The following is a 16,645-nucleotide window of genomic DNA, read 5'->3' on the forward strand; positions in this document are numbered from 1 at the left end:
CGCTCAATTCACTTTTCTGCCGCAAGAGGTCCGGGCATGAAGCACGACAGTCGTTATCTGGAATCCGTCCTTCACCACGACATCCCGCTGACCCGGGACATGGGCCTCAAAGTGCTCGACTGGCAGGAACAGCAACTACGCCTGCACCTGCCGCTGGACGCCAACGTCAATCACAAGAGCACCATGTTCGGTGGCAGCCTGTATTGCGGCGCGGTGCTGGCGGGTTGGGGCTGGCTGCATTTGCGCCTGAAAGAGGAAGGCATCGAGGACGGGCACATCGTGATTCAGGAAGGGCAGATCAGTTATCCACTGCCGGTCACCGGCGATGCCATTGCGATCTGCCCGTCACCGAGCGCTGCGGTGTGGAAGAAATTTCTGGCGACGTATCAGCGCTACGGACGGGCGCGACTGACCCTGCACACGCGGGTGGTCAATAAGGGAAGCGATGAGGATGCGGTGACGTTCAGCGGGCAGTACGTCCTGCACCGCTGAAGACAGAACGCGCTTACGAGCGGGCGAGTTCGAGCAGCTTCGCCCGCCATGCGGCTTTCGCCGGCAACGCCAGGAAGAAACCGTTCAACAACGACTCCCGTGGTGGGTAACAGAACGCTTCGCCGCTCAGATCCAGCACCTCGCCACCCGCCCCTTCCAGAACACCCTGCGCGGCTGCCGTGTCCCACTGCGAAGTCGGCGCCAGTCGCGGGTAACAATCCGCCGCCCCTTCGGCCAGCAGACAGAACTTCAGCGAACTGCCGATGTTGGCCAGCTGCAGCTCGCCGAGGCTGGCACTCAACCCGGCCAACAAGCGTTCCTGCTCCGGACTCGAATGACGGCGGCTGGCGACCACGGTGAAGGCTTCGCCAGGACCGGGCACATCACGAACCTGAATCGCCACCGGCGTGCCGCCTGTGTCGCCGCGCCAGGCACCAAGTCCGGCTCCGCCGACGTAGAACCGCCCGTTGGTTGGCATCGACACCACACCGAACACTACCCGGCCGTTCTCGATCAGTGCGATGTTGACGGTGAATTCTTCGCTGCCGCTGATGAACTCCTTGGTGCCATCCAGCGGATCCACCAGCCACCAGCGCTGCCACCCGGCGCGCGCGCTTTGCGGGATATTGGCGTCCTCTTCGGACAGCACCGGAATGCTCGAATCCAGCGCTGTCAGGCCGGCCACGATCACGTGGTGAGCGGCCATGTCCGCCGCCGTCACCGGCGAATCATCGGACTTGGCGGTGACGGCTACATCGGCGCGCCAGAACGGCAGGATCGCCTCTCCGGCCCGTAATGCCAGCTCGACTACCGGCGCCATCAACGGATGGGGAAAACTCATCGGCATCTCACTCATGACTGGAAAAATCCGCGCTGGGTCAGCAGGTCGCGGGTCAGGTACAACGCCGCCAAGGCGCGTCCCTCACTGAAATTCGGATTTTGCGCCAGCGCCGACAGCTCCCGCAGGTTGACCTTGTCCACACGCATCGGCTCGGGCTCATCGCCTTCGAGGCGTTCTTCGTACAAATCGGTGGCCAGCACCACCTGAATCTTCTGGCTCATGTAACCGGGGGACAACGACAGCTCGGTCAGATGCTCCAGCTGTCGCGCGCCATAACCGGCTTCTTCCTTGAGCTCGCGTTCGGCGGCAGCCAGCACGTCTTCGCCGGGTTCGATCAGGCCTTTGGGCAACGACAGTTCATACTCGTCGGTGCCGCCGCAGTATTCCTCGACCAGCACCGCGTGCTCGGCATCGAGCATCGCCACGATCATGACCGCGCCATAGCCGGCGCCCTTGCCGACCAGCCGCTCGTAGGTGCGTTCCACGCCGTTGGAGAAACGCAGCTTCAGCTCTTCGACGCAGAACAGCCGGCTGGTGGCGACGATCTCGCGGGCGAGTACGGTGGGTTTCTGGCGCATGCAAAGCTCCTTGGCGTGAACGCGCTACTATAACGCGGCTTTTCCGATTGTTTGCGTCGGATATCTTTCTACCGTTCGAGACGTTGCCATGCCTTCATTACCGTGGTCCGACATCGATACCGTTCTGCTCGACATGGACGGCACGTTGCTGGACCTGCACTTCGACAACCACTTCTGGCTGGAACACCTGCCGCAACGCTACGCCGAATTGCATGGCGTGAGCCGGGCCATGGCGGAAATGGAATTGCAGCCGCTGTTCGAGCGCCATGCCGGTCAATTGCAGTGGTACTGCCTGGACTTCTGGAGCGCGGAGCTGAAGCTGTCGGTGCGTGAACTGAAACTGGAAACCGCCCACCTGATCGCCCTGCGCCCGGACGCCGACACCTTTCTGGAAGCGATCAAACGAGCCGGCAAACGCGTGGTGATGATCACCAACGCGCACCGCGATTCACTGTCGCTGAAACTGGAGCGAATCGAACTGGCGCCGTACTTTGAACGGCTGATCAGCTCCCACGATTACGGTTTCCCCAAGGAGAACCCGCAATTCTGGGACGCCCTGCAAGCCGACATCGGTTTTGACCCGGCACGCAGCCTGTTCATCGACGACACCTTGCCGATCCTGCGTAGCGCGCGGAATTTCGGCGTGGCGCATCTGCTGGCCGTGAAAGAGCCGGACAGCCGCAAAGGGCCGAAGGACACCGGGGAGTTTGCGGCGGTCGAGGATTATCGGGATTTGATTGCCGGGCTCTGATTGCCGGGCTCTGAAGACTGCGGGAGCCGCCAAGGGCTGCTCCCGCAGGCGTGTTGTTACTCGGGAATACGCAGCGTCTGCCCCGGATAAATCTTGTCCGGATGTGACAGCAGCGGCTTGTTGGCCTCGAAAATCTTGTTGTACTGGTTGGCGTTGCCATACACCGCCAGAGAAATCGCGCTGAGGGTGTCGCCTTTCTTCACGACCACAAAACGCGCCGCCGCCACAACCGGCCCGGTCACGGTGATCTGGTCATCGACGCTACCGACACCGGCAATGTTGCCCACTGCCAGAAGAATCTTCTCTTTCTCTTCCTGGCTCGCCACCTCGCCGGTGACCGTTACCTTGTCACCGTCCACGGTCGCCTGGACATTCGGGTTACCCAACCCGACCTTGCTGATGTGTTCCTTCAACTGGTCGCTGGCATTGGCGTTGCCGGGGGTCAGCAGGTCGAGCAACTTCTCACCGGCCTCTTTTACAAAGCTCAAAAGACTCATAGCGCACACTCCTTGATTTAAGTTCCAGACGCCCAAGCCTAGACCACCCCGGACAAACCCGGTTCCGGCCCGACCAATGACCCTGCCCTCGCGCAAGCGGTAGAATCGCCCACCCTTGCCAGCGCCCCGGAGCGAAGATGGACATCAAGCAGCTGAAATTCCTCATCGCCCTCGACGAAACCCGCCATTTCGGCCAGGCCGCCGCCCGCTGCCACATCACCCAACCGACCTTGTCGATGCGCCTGCGCAGCCTCGAGGAAGAACTCGACCTGCCGCTGGTCAACCGTGGCCAGCGCTTCGAAGGTTTCACTGCGCCGGGCGAACGGGTGCTGGCCTGGGCGCGCACGGTGCTGGCGGCCTATGACGGCTTGCAGGCGGAAGCGGCGGCCTGTCGCGGCAATCTGATCGGCACCCTGCGGCTGGGCGTGGTGCCGTTGTCGAGTTTCGATGCGCTGCCTTTGATGCAACGCCTGCACGCGCAACACCCGAACCTGCGTTTCGAGCTGTCCTCGCTGAGCTCCGAACAGGTTCTGGAGCAACTGGCGAACAATCGCATCGATATTGGCGTGTCTTATCTGGATCGCCTCGACGGCGAGCGGTTTGAATCCCTGGCGTTCAGTGAAACGCAGATGGGCCTGCTCTACGACCAGCGGTTCTTCAGCTTTGGCGAAGCACCGCTGAGTTGGGAATCACTGATCGAACTGCCCCTGGGCATGCTCACCAGCGGCATGCACTTTCGCCAGTCCATCGACCATAACTTCCACAGTCGTGGCCTGACGCCGCAACCGTTGCTGCAAACCGACGCCGTCCACCAATTGTTGCAAGCTGTGCACGGCGGGCTGTGCTGCGCGGTGATGCCATTGGACGGCGGTCTGGAAAACCTCACGGATAACCTGCGTCTGCAACCCATCGAAAACGCCCAGACCCTCGCCCGACTGGGCCTGATCATGCGCCGCGGCGCCCCGCGCTCGGCGTTGGCCGAGGCCTGTTTCGCGCTCTATCAAAAATCACCAACGGACGCTTGATCGACGGCATCTATCGAAGGATCGACACTAGCGATTAGACGCGACAACTTGCCGCGCCTAGTCTTAACGTTGATCAATCCGTCGGTGATGCCATGAACGCCAAGCGCCCGGCCTGCGCGGCGCCTGCTCTCGAAACGCCCGCGCCTGCCGCCAGTCAGACCTACAGCTACAGCGATCTTCCCCTCGCGGAATCGGCCAGCACCGCCCTGGCCGAAGAAGTCGCGTTGGCGATTGCCTACAACGGCATTAGCCAGGCTGTGATGCTGGTCACCCCGACCGACCTTGAAGACTTCATCGTCGGCTTCAGCCTCGGCAGCGGCATCATCGAAGACGCCTCGGACATCTACGACCTGCAACTGAGCGGTTCGGGCTCGGCGCAATACGCGCAAGTGACCATCGCCAACCGCGCTTTCTGGAACCTCAAGCAACAACGTCGGCAACTGGCCGGCACCAGCGGCTGCGGGCTATGTGGCGTCGAAGCGGTCGAGCAGGCGCTGCCTGATCTCAAGGTTTTGCCCGGCGCCCCCTTGCCGCCCATCGAATGGCTCGACGGTCTGCGTCAGCGCATCGGCGCATTCCAGCCGCTGGGCCAGCACTGCGGTGCGGTGCACGCGGCGGTGTTCATGAACGCCAGCGGTGAATTGTTGCTGGGCCGTGAAGACATCGGCCGGCACAACGCCCTCGACAAGCTGATCGGCGGCCTGATCCGGCAAAAGATATTCACAGCCGGCGGACTGGCGATTGTCACCAGCCGTTGCAGCCTCGAATTGATCCAGAAAGTTTTGCGGGCCGGGATTCAGACCCTGGTCAGCCTGTCCGCGCCCACCGGCCTCGCCGTGCAATGGGCCCGACGCCACAACCTCAATCTCATCCACCTGCCGCAAAAGAACGCGCCGCGGGTGTATAGCCCAGAAATGGAGAAACACCCGTGAGCCAACACCATCAAGCCGACCAGAAACCCGTCCCGCGCTACAAGCCTTACAAGGGCGCAGCAGGCGGCTGGGGCGCCCTGATCAGCGTGGCCCAGGCCTGGCTGACCAGCGACAACGCGCTGAAAAACCTGCGCATGATGCTCAAGACCAACCAGAACGGCGGCTTCGACTGCCCGGGTTGCGCTTGGGGCGATTCGCCGGAAAGCGGCATGGTCAAGTTCTGTGAGAACGGCGCCAAAGCGGTCAACTGGGAAGCGACCAAGCGCCGGGTCGACGGCAAGTTCTTCGCCAAGCACAGCGTCACCGCGTTGCTGGAACAGAGCGACTACTGGCTCGAATATCAGGGTCGCCTGACCGAGCCGGTTGTGTATGACGCCGAAACCGATCGCTACAAACCGATCAGCTGGGACGATGCCTACGCGCTGATCGGCAAACACCTGCAAGCGCTGTCGAGTCCGGATCAGGCCGAGTTCTACACCTCGGGCCGCGCCAGCAACGAAGCGGCGTACCTGTATCAACTGTTCGTGCGCGCCTTCGGCACCAACAACTTCCCCGACTGCTCGAACATGTGTCACGAGGCCAGCGGCGTGGCGCTGGCGCAGAGTGTCGGCGTCGGCAAAGGCACCGTGACCTTCGACGATTTCGAACACGCCGATGCGATTTTCGTCTGGGGCCAGAACCCGGGCACCAACCACCCGCGCATGCTCGAACCGCTGCGTGAAGCGGTGAAGCGCGGCGCTCAGGTCGTGTGCATTAACCCGCTGAAAGAGCGTGGTCTGGAACGCTTCCAGCATCCGCAGCACCCGATCGAAATGCTCACCAACGGCGACAAGCCGACCAACACCGCGTACTTCCGCCCGGCACTGGGCGGTGACATGGCAGTGCTGCGTGGCATGGCCAAATTCCTGCTGCAATGGGAGCGCGATGCGCAGAAGGCCGGTGCGCCGGCGGTGTTCGATCACGACTTCCTCAATGAGCACAGCGTCAACGTGCTGGAATACCTCGGCGTCGTCGATGACACGCCGTGGGAGCAGATCGTCGCGCAGTCCGGCCTGACTCTGGTCGAGATCGAGCAAGCGGCGCGCATGTACGCCAAAGGCAAGAACGTGATCATGTGCTGGGCGATGGGCATCACCCAGCATCGTCACTCGGTGCCGACCATCCAGGAAATCGCCAACCTGATGCTGCTGCGCGGCAACATCGGCAAGCCCGGCGCCGGTCTGTGCCCGGTGCGTGGCCACAGTAACGTGCAGGGCGACCGCACCATGGGCATCAACGAGCGTCCGCCGGTGGCGTTCCTCGATTCCCTGGAGCGCCGCTTCCAGTTCAAGGTGCCACGTCACAACGGGCACAACGTGGTCGAAGCGATTCATGCGATGGCCGAAGGTCGCGCCAAAGTGTTCATCGGTCTGGGCGGCAACTTCGCCCAGGCCACGCCGGACAGCCCGCGCACCTTCCAGGCCCTGAGCAACTGCGACCTGACCGTGCAGATCAGCACCAAGCTCAACCGCAGCCACCTGGCTCACGGCAAGGATGCGTTGATCCTGCCGTGCCTGGGCCGTACCGACATCGACATCCAGACCGAAGGCCCGCAAGCCGTCACCGTGGAAGACTCGTTCAGCATGGTGCACGCCTCCAACGGTCAGTTGCAGCCACTGTCGAACCAGATGCGCTCGGAGCCGTCGATTATCGCCGGCATTGCCGCCGCGACCCTGGGCAGCAAACCGGTGGACTGGAACTGGCTGGTGGCCGACTACCGGCGCATCCGCGAGCTGATCGCCGACACCATCCCGGGCTTCAAGGACTTCAACGAGAAGGTCAAGAACCCGGGCGGTTTCTACCTCGGTAACAGCGCCGGCGCGCGCAAGTGGAACACCACGTCGGGCCGGGCCAACTTCAAGCCGAACATGCTGCCCAAGGACCTGATCCACGAGCGCACTCGCGCTACCGGGCAACTGCCGGACCTGATCCTGCAATCGATGCGTTCCCACGATCAATACAACACCACGATTTATGGTCTCGACGATCGTTATCGCGGCGTGAAGGGGCAACGTGATGTGCTGTTCGCCAACGAGGCGGACATCATTCGCCTGGGCTTCAAGCCTGGGCAGAAGGCTGACATCGTGTCGCTGTGGGACGATGGCCGTGAACGTCGGGTGAAGGGCTTCACGCTCTTGGCGTTCGATATTCCTGCGGGGCAGGCGGCGGCTTATTACCCTGAGGTGAACCCGTTGGTGCCGCTGGAAAGCACCGGCGATGGCAGCCATACGCCGACGTCGAAGTTCATTGCCATTCGCCTGGAAGCGGCGAGTGAAACGGGGCTGATCATGGCCAAGTCGGCCTGATACGGCGCCTGAACGGGCGCCTTCGTCGGAACGCCGCCCGGAGCAAGCTCGCTCCCACATGAGTACGGGTCTTTTCTGGAAGAACACCGTCACTGTGGGAGCGAGCTTGCTCGCGAAAGCGGCAGCCGAATCAATGATTTTTTCCTGCACGAACACTTTTCAAACGCCCACAAAAAAGGCCGCTTTGTGATCAAAGCGGCCTGTCCGAAGTAGTTAAAGACCGGCGAAAAACTGTTAAGTTCCGCCCAAAAATCAGTAACTTGCAGAATTGTATACAAGTCGTGTTATTCGTCGGATTTCGATTGTCACGCCCATTCCAGAGCCTCAGGATCGCGCCGTCATCCCTTTGAGGCTCCTCTATGAAGTTCTCCTCGATTCTCTTGTTGTCCCTTGGCCTGGTCAGTGGCTTCGCTTCTGCCGGAGGCACCACCGAAGCAGGTGTGGGCGGCGCATTGGGCGGGGTTCTTGGCTCGGTCGTCGGTCAGTCGTTAGGCGGCAGTACAGGTTCAACCATTGGCGCAGCCCTGGGCGGCGCGGGTGGTAGTGCGGTCGGCGCCGACAAGCGCAGCCGTGGCGAAGCAGCCATCGGCGGTGCGCTGGGCGCAGCCGGCGGCAACGTGGTCGGCCGCAGCATGGGCGGCACCACCGGCAGCCTGATCGGCGCAGCAGCCGGCGGCGGCGCGGGTGGCGCGCTGGGCAACTACATGGGCAACAAGAGCGATGACGATGATCGTCGTTACGATCGTCGCCATGATGATCGTCGCTACTACCGTGACGACCACCGCGGTCGCGGTCATGCCTACGGCCATCGCAAGCATCACCGCTACTATCGCCACCGTTAAGGCGAAAGTTTGAAAAAAAATCGCAGCTCCCCCGGGCTGCGATTTTTTTTGCCCGTCACACCGTCAGGCGTTCCAGCGCTTCGCGCAATCGGACCGGAATCGACACCGGCTGATTGGATGCCCGGTCGACGAATACATGCACGAAGCGTCCAGCGGCACAGGCTTCCACCTCTCCTTCCTTGAACACCGCCAGTTCGTATTGCACCGAACTGTTGCCCAGCTTGCCGACCCGCAGACCGATCTCGATTCGATCCGGAAAAGCGATCGACGCGAAATAGTCGCAGGACGAACTCACCACAAACCCCACCACCTCGCCGTCATGGATATCCAGCCCCCCGACCTGGATCAGGTACGTGTTCACCGCCGTGTCGAAGAAGCTGTAATAGGTGACGTTGTTGACGTGGCCGTAGGCGTCGTTGTCATGCCAGCGCGTGGTGATCGGCTGGAAGTGCGGGTAATCGCTGCGTTGCGGCATCGGGTTGGACATCAGTGTCGATTCCTGGAGTGATTTGCCCAGTCTAAAGGTAAAAACCCTTGCCTCGCGCCGCCAGCTCGCCGATCAATGGCGCCGGACGCCAGTGATCGCCCTGCCGGGTCTCCAGCGCCAGCAACCGTTTATGAATGTCTGCCAGACCCTGATCATCCGCCCAGGCCATCGGCCCGCCCCGCTCCGCCGGGAAGCCATAGCCATTCAGATAGACCTGATCGATGTCATGCGCCGACTCGGCAATCCCCTCCTGCAGGATCTTCGCGCCCTCGTTGACCAACGCCAGCAGGCACCGCTCGAGGATCTCCTCCGAGCCGATATCCCGGCGATGAAATCCCAACCCTTCGCTGACGTTCAACACCAGCGCATCGACTTCGGGATCATGCTCGGCCTGACGGCTGCCCGGCTCGTAGTGGTAATAACCGTTGCCGGACTTCTGACCGAAGCGACCCTGTTCGCACAAGCGGTTATCCACCTGAACTTCGGGCGCGTCCTGCCCCTTGCCGGCCAGTTCGCGGGCACGCCACTCGAGATCGATGCCGACCACGTCGTACATGCGAAACGGCCCCATGGCGAAACCAAAGCTCTGCAACGCCGCATCGACCTGATGCGGGTACGCCCCTTCGAGCAACATCTTGCGTGCTTCGAGCACATACGGATGGAGCATGCGGTTGCCGATAAAACCGTGGCAGTTGCCCGACACCACACTGACCTTGCCCATGCGCTTGCCCAGCTCCAGCGCAGCTTCAAGCACAGCCGGCGAGGTCTGCGCGCCACGGACGATTTCCAGCAATTTCATGATGTGCGCCGGGCTGAAGAAATGCAGGCCCAGCACTTGAGTCGGGCGTCGTGTCGCGGCGGCAATGGCGTCGATGTCCAGCGCCGAAGTATTGCTCGCCAGCAGCGCCTCGGGCTTCAGCACGCCATCGAGCTCGCGGAAGATCTTCTGCTTGAGCTCAAGATTCTCGTACACCGCTTCGATCACCAGGTCGACATTGCGGATCGCCACATAGTCTGCCGCCGCGCTGACACGGGCGATCCGCGCATCGGCCTCGGCCTGGTCGATCCGCCCCTGTCGCACGTTGTGCGCGTAGGTATCAGCCACGGTGGCCAGCGCCTGTTCGAGCATCTGTGGATTGTTATCGACCCACTGCACTGACACGCCGGCGTTGGCCAGGCACATGACAATGCCGCGGCCCATGGTGCCGGCGCCGATCACGGCGGCCTGCTGAATAGCGAAGGATGTCTGGCTCATGTTGTTCTCTTGTTGGCGATCCGAAGACAGCCATCACCATAGTCAGCCACCGGGCATTTTTGAAGTTCATTGCCGTGATGATCGACATTCAGCAGATGGATTCGAGACTCAAAGATGCGCCTGAGCCCAGGCCCGAACCTCGGCGTAGGGATATTCCTCAAGCGCCGCAAACCCGGAAATGGCCCGTGCCTTGAGCTTGGTAAACAACGGCACGCTGATTCCGCACAGGAACCGGGTCAACCGCTCCGCCGACGGAGCACTGCCGGCGTGCTGCCGATGCCTGTGGATAAAGTCGCCACACAACGCCGCAAAACTTTTATCCACAAGCGCCGGCAATTCCGGAGGTGCCGGCAGCCGGGCGACTTGCCCGTGACACACCGAGCAATGTCCGCACTGCTGTGGCGCATTGTGATCGCCAAAATATTCGGCCAGCCGATATCCGAGGCATCGCTCGGTGGCGAACAGCTCGAGCATGGCGTGAATCCGCGCCACTTCGGTTTGCTCATGGCGGGTGAAATAGTCATGCAGTTCAGCGCTCAGGGCCTGGTTGTCGAAATCGCTGCGCAGGACGTTGTAGACCTCGGTCATCTGCTTGCTCTCAAGCTCGACCCAGCCCTTTTCCTGAAAGTAATCCAGCGCCTTCACCACCCGATTGCGCTCGGCGGAATACTGCTCGTACATCGCCTCGAAATTCACCGTGGCCCAGGTGCGTGCGCGGCTTGAGGTCTGGATGATCGCGGCGACGAAATCCCTGCGCTCGCCCTCGAAACGCTCAAGCAACGCCTCGGGCTCAAGCAGGTATTTGAAACGGTATTCGGCGTAGTACGCGTAGCGCGGGGCAATCAGTCCTCGCAGCTCAAGCTGCACCAGTAACGTCTTCAAAGGCAATGAACGAATGTTGCTCTGGTCCGCCAGCGGCCCGAGCAGAAATTCCCATTGGCCTTCGGGCGCGGCGGCCTGCAACTCGTCCAGCACATGACGAATGCCGTCCTGTTCCGGCGTGTCGCCATACACGAAGTTTTCCAGCACGTTGAGGCTGTCGCGGTTGGCCAGCACCAGGCAGTCGGACGGCTGCCCGTCACGTCCGGCGCGACCGATTTCCTGGCTGTAGTTTTCGATGGATTTGGGCAGGTCGAAATGCACCACGTTACGGATGTCGCTTTTGTCGATGCCCATACCGAAGGCGATGGTGGCGACGATGCAATTGGACTGCCCGCCCATGAAGCGCTTCTGGATCGCGTCCCGTTGCTCATGGGGCAAACCGGCGTGATAAGCCTCGGCCTGAATGCCATTGCGCTCAAGATGTTCGGCAATCTGCTCGGCGGTTTTTTGCAGGGTGACGTAGACGATGCTCGGCTGACCCGCGCGCTCGCTCATCCACTCCACAAGCCGTCGGCGCTTGTCCTGCCCACGCACCGGCTCGACCAGCAGATTGAGGTTGGGCCGATAGAAACCGGTGGTCACCACATCTTCTGCCGCGATGGCGAATTTCGCCTGCATGTCGGCGATGACTTTCGGCGTTGCCGTGGCGGTCAGCAGCAAGGTTTGCGGGATATTGAACTGGCGCTGGTAGTCCGGCAGCTTGAGGTAGTCGGGGCGGAAGTTGTGGCCCCATTCGGAGATGCAGTGCGCCTCGTCCACCACCAGCAGCGAGATCGGCACCTGCTGCAAAAAGTTGCGAAAGCGCTCGTTCTTCAAACGCTCCACGGAAATCATCAGGATCTTCAGTTCGCCGGAACGGGCGCGAGCCATCACATCGTTGGCGTCTTCGCGGCTCTGCGCCGAATCGATGCTGCCTGCCGAAATCCCGTGTCGTCGCAAGAACTCCAGCTGATCCTGCATCAGCGCCAGCAGCGGCGAGACCACCAGCGTCAGGTGTGGCAGCAAGAGTGCCGGCACCTGATAACAAAGAGACTTGCCGGAGCCGGTGGGAAAGATCGCCGCCGCCGAGCGCCCGGCGAGAACGGCGCTGATTGCGGTCTCCTGGCCGGGTCGAAACTGTGGATAACCGAAAACCTGTTCCAGGGTGTTGTGCATTCGCTGTCACTCCGTTGACCGCTGTGATGCCAACAGCCTAGCGGGCGATCGCAGCGCGTCGAGAAAAGGTCGGGGGGCAAATCGATACGGGATGATACCCGACGACCTCCAGCCTTTGGCCAACGTCGTGACGGCGGGACTGTGACAGTGGGGCTACGGCTGCAACACCGCCACTCGCAATTGCTCGTTCAACAGCTGCTCATGCACGCCCTGGCTTTTGCTGGCCCACAGTGCATGGGCCGGGCTGATATCACCGGTGAATGCCGCCGCCAACTGACGCAGGTCGGCGACACTGCGCACCCGTGGACAAAACGCCTGCGCGTCGCAGTTCTGGCTGGCGATGCGGTAGGTGGTGAGTAGACGATCCCATAGGCCGTCACGCACCTGGCGGATCGACTTGAGCTGCACATGCGGCACGCCCAGACGTTGTTTGAGTCCGGATTCATCCAGGCCTTCGCTGGCCAGCAATGCCTTGCCAAACATCAGCACTTCGGCGCGGGAGGCCGTGTCGATGCTGGCCTGGGTCGTGAGTGCGTCCGGCCATTCGGTGCGCTCCACTGGCGTGAGCACCAGTCCATTGCCCGCCTCGGAGGCTAACGCCAAACGACAACCACTGGCCCATAGCAAAACGATCGAGGCCATTCGTAGCCACTGCATACCTAATTCCCTTTAAGTCTGTGTCGGACGTCTGGAAACGCCCTACGGATTCTGGCGCGCACCATACAGATGTTTAACGGGAATCGCCCGACAAACACGTGGGAAATTTCGCCCGTCAGGGTTTGGCTGTGAAAAAGCCGCTAAAACGCGTAGGGCAAATGCCCGGACCCCGGAAAAACCCCTACGAATTCTGTCCATTGTGGCTGTCTTGTCCCACTCGACGACGCCCTTCTATAGTGGCCGGCGCGACTGAAAACACTGTGTCGGCCCGCCGAAGCGACTTCGTAAAGGACACGCCTCAATCATGAACATGTTCACACCGCTGAATACTCGTTTTCGCCCTCTCAAGACCTGCGACGGCGACAACCCGGTAATGGTCATCGACACCGCAGCAGCACCGGGTGATTTGCTCAATGCCGCCGATCAACGCCTGCGTGCCGCCAGTGATCTGCTGGAAACTCTTTACTGTTTGTGTTTCAAACAGGCCGACGTGAAAGATATCCCCAACATCGTCAATGCGCTTTATTTGTTGACGCAGGACGGCTGTGACTTACTGGAAGTTGCCAGACAAAGAATAAATAGTTAAAGCCAGCGAACCAACTTACAAAGTTCGCAACAACCCATCACTTCCATTACAACCAAGATTGGAACTAGCCTGTTTGCTCTTACATCAACCAAGAGCAACAACATGACTACGCTGACTATTTTCTTTTGCGGTACAGGTTCGACAAAGTTTGATAATACCCACGAAAACTATTGGGACGGTGAATTGGTCTCCACACTTGCCTCTCATCACGTCGGTCGCGAGTTCGCCGAATGGATCGTGGTCGATGGCCCCGGCACCAGCAACCTGCAAGCCGATGAACTGTTCACCCAATCCAAGGACTACGGCCTCAGCGGGACCTTGTTCGGCAAGGGCTGGGAGGAAAACGTCCAGCACGCGATGAACATCATCAAAGGCAAGTGCGACTGGCAGCGCGAGCAACTGACCGAAGCGGAATACAACCGCCTCAAAGCCGCCGGCATTCCGATCGAAGATGTAAAAGTCGAAGGTTCCTGGCTGTGGCGTAAATATAACTATGGCGATCGCAGCGTCACGCAACAGAAGTTACAGGAGCAAATTATTAAAACCTTTCGCAAGGACGGAGTTATTCCAACAAAAGTCAATCTGGTGGGCTGGAGCCGCGGCGGTATCAGTTGCCATATGCTGGCCAATGCCATGTTCAACGACAGTGCACTGAAAAACATTCCAGTGAATATCTTTGCCATTGACCCGGTGCCGGGCATCGGCAACTTTCAGGAACAACGGGTAAAGCTCAACAGCAACGTAAAAGAATATGTGGGCTTCTACGCGCGGGATGAACGCTCCAAGGGCTTCAGCTGCGTCATTCCGCAAACCGCGACCGGCACCAAGACCAGCATCTTCCCCATGCCCGGCCGTCACGCCACCCTGGTCGGCAACGCCTCCGCCGATGGCAACAGTGGTCCAAAAGTGCTGGCCGAACCCGGCCTCATCGTCCGCCACTTTGCCGAGGTCTGCCTGAAACGCTGGGGCACCGTACTCGACAAAAACCTCAACCTCACCGACGCCGACCTTCGCAACCACACCGCCGCCATCGTCAATGCGGCAGCGAAATACAAGGCCATGGAAAAGTGTTCCTACACCTGGTTCACCGAGCTGGATCAAGGCGAGCGCTACGTTTCGCTGGGCAGCAAAGGCGTTCCGTTTTCGACGGTGAAAGGCACGATCTTCAGCCCGGCGAGTGGACTGACGACGAGTGTGCTGGATGTTGAGGGGTATCGGGCGATTCGTTGAAAACCGTGATTGATCTGTAGGAATGGCCTGCCGGAATCTGCATCCCGTTCCTACACGCAGCGGCGCCTTGTCTTCTATCGGCGCCAGTGGGCTGAAACCTATAGTTGTGACTGTCGCTGCCAATTCAGCGACTCGGGCTTGGTCACCCGAATGGATCATGCATTCGCGTCCGCTGTATGCTGCCGGCACTCAATTGCCAGCAGCGTTATGGTGGCTGTGTTTGGGACGCTTTCGAGCGTGCCGGGTATGTGCATGATCCTCACCGGTTGACCAACCCGAACACAGTCGCCTCCAGTCGCTTGGTCACGATGTGGTGGCTTCATTCGAAGCAATTGAGGATCTAAAAAATGAAATCATGGAACGAGCTCCACTCCGATCGCTACCGCCCACTCGACTCCAACCTCACCGACACCAAGCCCCTCGTCATCGACACCGAAGCCAACCCGCAAGACATCCTCGAATGCGCCGTCCAGCGCCTGCGCGCCTCAAGCGACCTGCTGCAAACCCTCTACTGCCTCTGCTTCAAACACGCCGACGTCGAAGACATCCCGCACATCACCCACGCGCTCTACCTTCTCACCAAAGACGGCTATGACCTGCTCCAGGTCGCCCAGCAGCGAATGCTCAACTGGAAAGCGCCGGCCTGACGAACTCCTCGGCAGGCGTGTTCACAGCTAGAACTGCCTGCCCCTATCTCGAACACTGACGCTGACATCTCCGGCGCGAAACTTAAGGATCAGAATTTTGCAAACTATTATTGATTGCGTACGATGGGAGCCATTGTTCAACCAAGGGCTTGCCTTCATGACCACTGAAACCATTGATCACAGCACTCTCACGCGGCTGTTTGAGAACGGTTCGATCAGTAGCGCACATGTCGTCGCCAAACCCGGTGGCTGGTCGATTCAGATTCAGCAAGGAAGCAAAGAATACTCACTGACCGCACAACGCAGTGGCCAGGTACGTCTGTTCAAGCGGCTTGAAACACTGGTGACCTACCTGCAAGGAGTGGGCATCAATCACTTCGATGTGGACGCCTCCAGTTATGACCCTCTTCAGATAAAAACCTATGCCCGCCCAGATCGCGCCGAAGCGATGAAACAAGCTCATGAAGCAGCTGCGTATGAAGAATGGGTCAAGCAACAGGTACAAATCAGCATTGATGACCCAAGACCCAGCGTCAGCGATGAAGACGCTCGTAGGATATTTGCCGCCAAACGGGATGCCCTTCGTCAGCGAGTAAGTTGATGAGGTTGGTCTGGCGCCAAGAGGCGCTGGATGACCGAGACAACATCATGGAACGTATCGGCCAGGAAAATCCCGCTGCAGCGATTGAACTTGATGAGGCCTTCGAACTGAAAGGAGAAAGCGCTCGGCAGCACCCAGCCTTGTACCGAAGAGGTATCGTGGGAGGTACCCGCGAAATCGTCGTCACTCCAAACTACGTCATCATCTACACAGTCAAAGTTGATGTTGTGGAAGTGCTACGAGTGCTGCATACCAGACGGCAATGGCCATGATGGCTGGAGAGAAAATGCTAGGAGTTCGCGGCTCCTTAAGTAGCATTATTCTGGCTGTTTAACGCGGATTCTGCGGGAATAATGGCAGTTGATGTGACGGTGAAGTCTCACCCATCACCCACAAAAAAGCCGCCCTCAAGAGGCGGCTTTTTCATTCGCTATGTCTCGTCCTGAATAAGGTTTACACCTTCTGGCTTCTTATCAGGAGGGTGCAATGGATTCGGGCACAAAACGCAGTCAACGCGATTACACGCTGACTTTTAAATTGTCGGTTGTCGACCAAGTCGAAAAAGGCGAGTTGAGTTATAAAGAGGCTCAACGGCGCTACGGAATTCAGGGTCGGTCGACGGTGTTGGTTTGGTTACGCAAGCATGGTCGGCAAGACTGGAGCCAAGGCGCCTCCATTCGTTCCCAAAGGAACCGACCGATGGACGAGCCCACTTTGCCCTTAACTCCCGAGCAGAGAATCAAAGAGCTTGAGGAGCAGTTGGCGCTGGCAAATCAGAAAGCCAAGTTTTTTGAAGACGTGGTAGATGTACTGAAGAACGACTACGGCGTCTCTGTCGTAAA

19 protein-coding genes are annotated in these 16,645 nt (G+C 59.9%); 12 read left to right on the forward strand and 7 right to left on the reverse strand.

Features of this window, described 5'->3' with window-relative positions:
- Window positions 1-36 precede the first annotated feature (36 nt).
- The gene (locus AC1Q9F_RS14765) at window positions 37-492 is read left to right on the forward strand and encodes a thioesterase domain-containing protein (protein WP_492620033.1); all 456 of its coding nucleotides are present in this window, start codon (window positions 37-39) and stop codon (window positions 490-492) included.
- 13 nt (window positions 493-505) lie between these two features.
- Here AC1Q9F_RS14765 and cysQ read toward each other — a convergent pair whose 3' ends face one another.
- Both cysQ and nudE read right to left on the reverse strand, forming a co-directional pair.
- On the reverse strand, window positions 506-1,339 hold the full coding sequence (gene cysQ / locus AC1Q9F_RS14770) for a 3'(2'),5'-bisphosphate nucleotidase CysQ (protein ID WP_492620197.1): 834 nt from the start codon (window positions 1,337-1,339) through the stop codon (window positions 506-508).
- A gap of 5 nt (window positions 1,340-1,344) precedes the next feature.
- Window positions 1,345-1,911 carry an ADP compounds hydrolase NudE gene (nudE, locus tag AC1Q9F_RS14775; RefSeq protein WP_064382762.1) on the reverse strand — a complete coding sequence of 189 codons (567 nt, stop codon included), beginning with the start codon at window positions 1,909-1,911 and terminating at the stop codon, window positions 1,345-1,347.
- An 88-nt stretch (window positions 1,912-1,999) separates the two neighbouring features.
- Here nudE and yrfG point away from each other — a divergent pair, with 88 nt between their 5' ends.
- The gene (yrfG, locus tag AC1Q9F_RS14780; RefSeq protein ID WP_007952643.1) at window positions 2,000-2,662 is read left to right on the forward strand and encodes a GMP/IMP nucleotidase; all 663 of its coding nucleotides are present in this window, start codon (window positions 2,000-2,002) and stop codon (window positions 2,660-2,662) included.
- 56 nt (window positions 2,663-2,718) lie between these two features.
- On the opposite strand, the gene lysM is transcribed toward yrfG, so the two are convergent.
- Window positions 2,719-3,159 (reverse strand): peptidoglycan-binding protein LysM, encoded by a 441-nt coding sequence (gene lysM / locus AC1Q9F_RS14785; RefSeq protein ID WP_258712739.1) that lies wholly within the window; start codon window positions 3,157-3,159, stop codon window positions 2,719-2,721.
- Between the two features lie 137 nt (window positions 3,160-3,296).
- On the opposite strand from lysM, the gene AC1Q9F_RS14790 reads away from it, so the two are divergent.
- From AC1Q9F_RS14790 to AC1Q9F_RS14805, 4 genes are all read left to right on the forward strand, one after another.
- The gene (locus tag AC1Q9F_RS14790) at window positions 3,297-4,184 is read left to right on the forward strand and encodes a LysR family transcriptional regulator (protein WP_064382760.1); all 888 of its coding nucleotides are present in this window, start codon (window positions 3,297-3,299) and stop codon (window positions 4,182-4,184) included.
- A 92-nt stretch (window positions 4,185-4,276) separates the two neighbouring features.
- Window positions 4,277-5,116: a formate dehydrogenase accessory sulfurtransferase FdhD gene (gene fdhD / locus AC1Q9F_RS14795; protein ID WP_492620032.1), complete on the forward strand. Its 840-nt coding sequence runs from the start codon at window positions 4,277-4,279 to the stop codon at window positions 5,114-5,116.
- A complete protein-coding gene (locus tag AC1Q9F_RS14800) occupies window positions 5,113-7,461 on the forward strand; it encodes an FdhF/YdeP family oxidoreductase (RefSeq protein ID WP_179693005.1) in 2,349 nt (782 codons plus the stop codon). Before fdhD ends, AC1Q9F_RS14800 begins: the two co-directional genes overlap by 4 nt.
- A gap of 359 nt (window positions 7,462-7,820) precedes the next feature.
- Window positions 7,821-8,303: a glycine zipper domain-containing protein gene (locus AC1Q9F_RS14805; protein WP_492620031.1), complete on the forward strand. Its 483-nt coding sequence runs from the start codon at window positions 7,821-7,823 to the stop codon at window positions 8,301-8,303.
- A gap of 55 nt (window positions 8,304-8,358) precedes the next feature.
- On the opposite strand, the gene AC1Q9F_RS14810 is transcribed toward AC1Q9F_RS14805, so the two are convergent.
- The 4 genes from AC1Q9F_RS14810 to AC1Q9F_RS14825 all read right to left on the reverse strand — a co-directional run bounded on the left by AC1Q9F_RS14810 (window position 8,359) and on the right by AC1Q9F_RS14825 (window position 12,739).
- Window positions 8,359-8,790 carry an acyl-CoA thioesterase gene (locus AC1Q9F_RS14810; RefSeq protein ID WP_492620030.1) on the reverse strand — a complete coding sequence of 144 codons (432 nt, stop codon included), beginning with the start codon at window positions 8,788-8,790 and terminating at the stop codon, window positions 8,359-8,361.
- Between the two features lie 31 nt (window positions 8,791-8,821).
- Complete coding sequence (locus AC1Q9F_RS14815; protein WP_492620029.1) at window positions 8,822-10,045, reverse strand: 3-hydroxyacyl-CoA dehydrogenase; 1,224 nt, start codon at window positions 10,043-10,045, stop codon at window positions 8,822-8,824.
- Between the two features lie 108 nt (window positions 10,046-10,153).
- A complete protein-coding gene (locus tag AC1Q9F_RS14820) occupies window positions 10,154-12,082 on the reverse strand; it encodes a RecQ family ATP-dependent DNA helicase (RefSeq protein ID WP_492620028.1) in 1,929 nt (642 codons plus the stop codon).
- Between the two features lie 153 nt (window positions 12,083-12,235).
- Window positions 12,236-12,739 (reverse strand): polysaccharide deacetylase, encoded by a 504-nt coding sequence (locus tag AC1Q9F_RS14825; protein WP_492620027.1) that lies wholly within the window; start codon window positions 12,737-12,739, stop codon window positions 12,236-12,238.
- A 304-nt stretch (window positions 12,740-13,043) separates the two neighbouring features.
- Here AC1Q9F_RS14825 and AC1Q9F_RS14830 point away from each other — a divergent pair, with 304 nt between their 5' ends.
- From AC1Q9F_RS14830 to AC1Q9F_RS14855, 6 genes are all read left to right on the forward strand, one after another.
- Window positions 13,044-13,325 carry a hypothetical protein gene (locus AC1Q9F_RS14830; RefSeq protein WP_007952677.1) on the forward strand — a complete coding sequence of 94 codons (282 nt, stop codon included), beginning with the start codon at window positions 13,044-13,046 and terminating at the stop codon, window positions 13,323-13,325.
- Between the two features lie 102 nt (window positions 13,326-13,427).
- Entirely contained in the window at window positions 13,428-14,555 is a 1,128-nt protein-coding gene (locus AC1Q9F_RS14835) for a hypothetical protein (protein WP_492620026.1), read from the forward strand.
- Window positions 14,556-14,902: 347 nt separating this feature from the next.
- Window positions 14,903-15,202 carry a hypothetical protein gene (locus tag AC1Q9F_RS14840; RefSeq protein WP_007952679.1) on the forward strand — a complete coding sequence of 100 codons (300 nt, stop codon included), beginning with the start codon at window positions 14,903-14,905 and terminating at the stop codon, window positions 15,200-15,202.
- Window positions 15,203-15,299: 97 nt separating this feature from the next.
- Entirely contained in the window at window positions 15,300-15,803 is a 504-nt protein-coding gene (locus AC1Q9F_RS14845; protein WP_492620025.1) for a hypothetical protein, read from the forward strand.
- Window positions 15,803-16,075 (forward strand): type II toxin-antitoxin system RelE/ParE family toxin, encoded by a 273-nt coding sequence (locus AC1Q9F_RS14850; RefSeq protein WP_207984706.1) that lies wholly within the window; start codon window positions 15,803-15,805, stop codon window positions 16,073-16,075. The genes AC1Q9F_RS14845 and AC1Q9F_RS14850 overlap by 1 nt, the downstream gene beginning before the upstream one ends.
- A gap of 214 nt (window positions 16,076-16,289) precedes the next feature.
- Window positions 16,290-16,645, forward strand: a 356-nt coding sequence (locus AC1Q9F_RS14855) for a helix-turn-helix domain-containing protein (protein ID WP_492620024.1), incomplete at its 3' end; no start/stop codon positions are given.

Source organism: Pseudomonas sp. GW823-FHT04A03, assembly GCF_058796615.1.

Coding starts and splice junctions, on each gene's coding strand:
- AC1Q9F_RS14765 (WP_492620033.1), top strand. CDS start 37: ATGAAGCACGACAGTCGTTATCTGGAATCCGTCCTTCACCACGACATC.
- cysQ (WP_492620197.1), bottom strand. CDS start 1,339: ATGCCGATGAGTTTTCCCCATCCGTTGATGGCGCCGGTAGTCGAGCTG.
- nudE (WP_064382762.1), bottom strand. CDS start 1,911: ATGCGCCAGAAACCCACCGTACTCGCCCGCGAGATCGTCGCCACCAGC.
- yrfG (WP_007952643.1), top strand. CDS start 2,000: ATGCCTTCATTACCGTGGTCCGACATCGATACCGTTCTGCTCGACATG.
- lysM (WP_258712739.1), bottom strand. CDS start 3,159: ATGAGTCTTTTGAGCTTTGTAAAAGAGGCCGGTGAGAAGTTGCTCGAC.
- AC1Q9F_RS14790 (WP_064382760.1), top strand. CDS start 3,297: ATGGACATCAAGCAGCTGAAATTCCTCATCGCCCTCGACGAAACCCGC.
- fdhD (WP_492620032.1), top strand. CDS start 4,277: ATGAACGCCAAGCGCCCGGCCTGCGCGGCGCCTGCTCTCGAAACGCCC.
- AC1Q9F_RS14805 (WP_492620031.1), top strand. CDS start 7,821: ATGAAGTTCTCCTCGATTCTCTTGTTGTCCCTTGGCCTGGTCAGTGGC.
- AC1Q9F_RS14810 (WP_492620030.1), bottom strand. CDS start 8,790: ATGTCCAACCCGATGCCGCAACGCAGCGATTACCCGCACTTCCAGCCG.
- AC1Q9F_RS14815 (WP_492620029.1), bottom strand. CDS start 10,045: ATGAGCCAGACATCCTTCGCTATTCAGCAGGCCGCCGTGATCGGCGCC.
- AC1Q9F_RS14820 (WP_492620028.1), bottom strand. CDS start 12,082: ATGCACAACACCCTGGAACAGGTTTTCGGTTATCCACAGTTTCGACCC.
- AC1Q9F_RS14825 (WP_492620027.1), bottom strand. CDS start 12,739: ATGCAGTGGCTACGAATGGCCTCGATCGTTTTGCTATGGGCCAGTGGT.
- AC1Q9F_RS14830 (WP_007952677.1), top strand. CDS start 13,044: ATGAACATGTTCACACCGCTGAATACTCGTTTTCGCCCTCTCAAGACC.
- AC1Q9F_RS14835 (WP_492620026.1), top strand. CDS start 13,428: ATGACTACGCTGACTATTTTCTTTTGCGGTACAGGTTCGACAAAGTTT.
- AC1Q9F_RS14840 (WP_007952679.1), top strand. CDS start 14,903: ATGAAATCATGGAACGAGCTCCACTCCGATCGCTACCGCCCACTCGAC.
- AC1Q9F_RS14850 (WP_207984706.1), top strand. CDS start 15,803: ATGAGGTTGGTCTGGCGCCAAGAGGCGCTGGATGACCGAGACAACATC.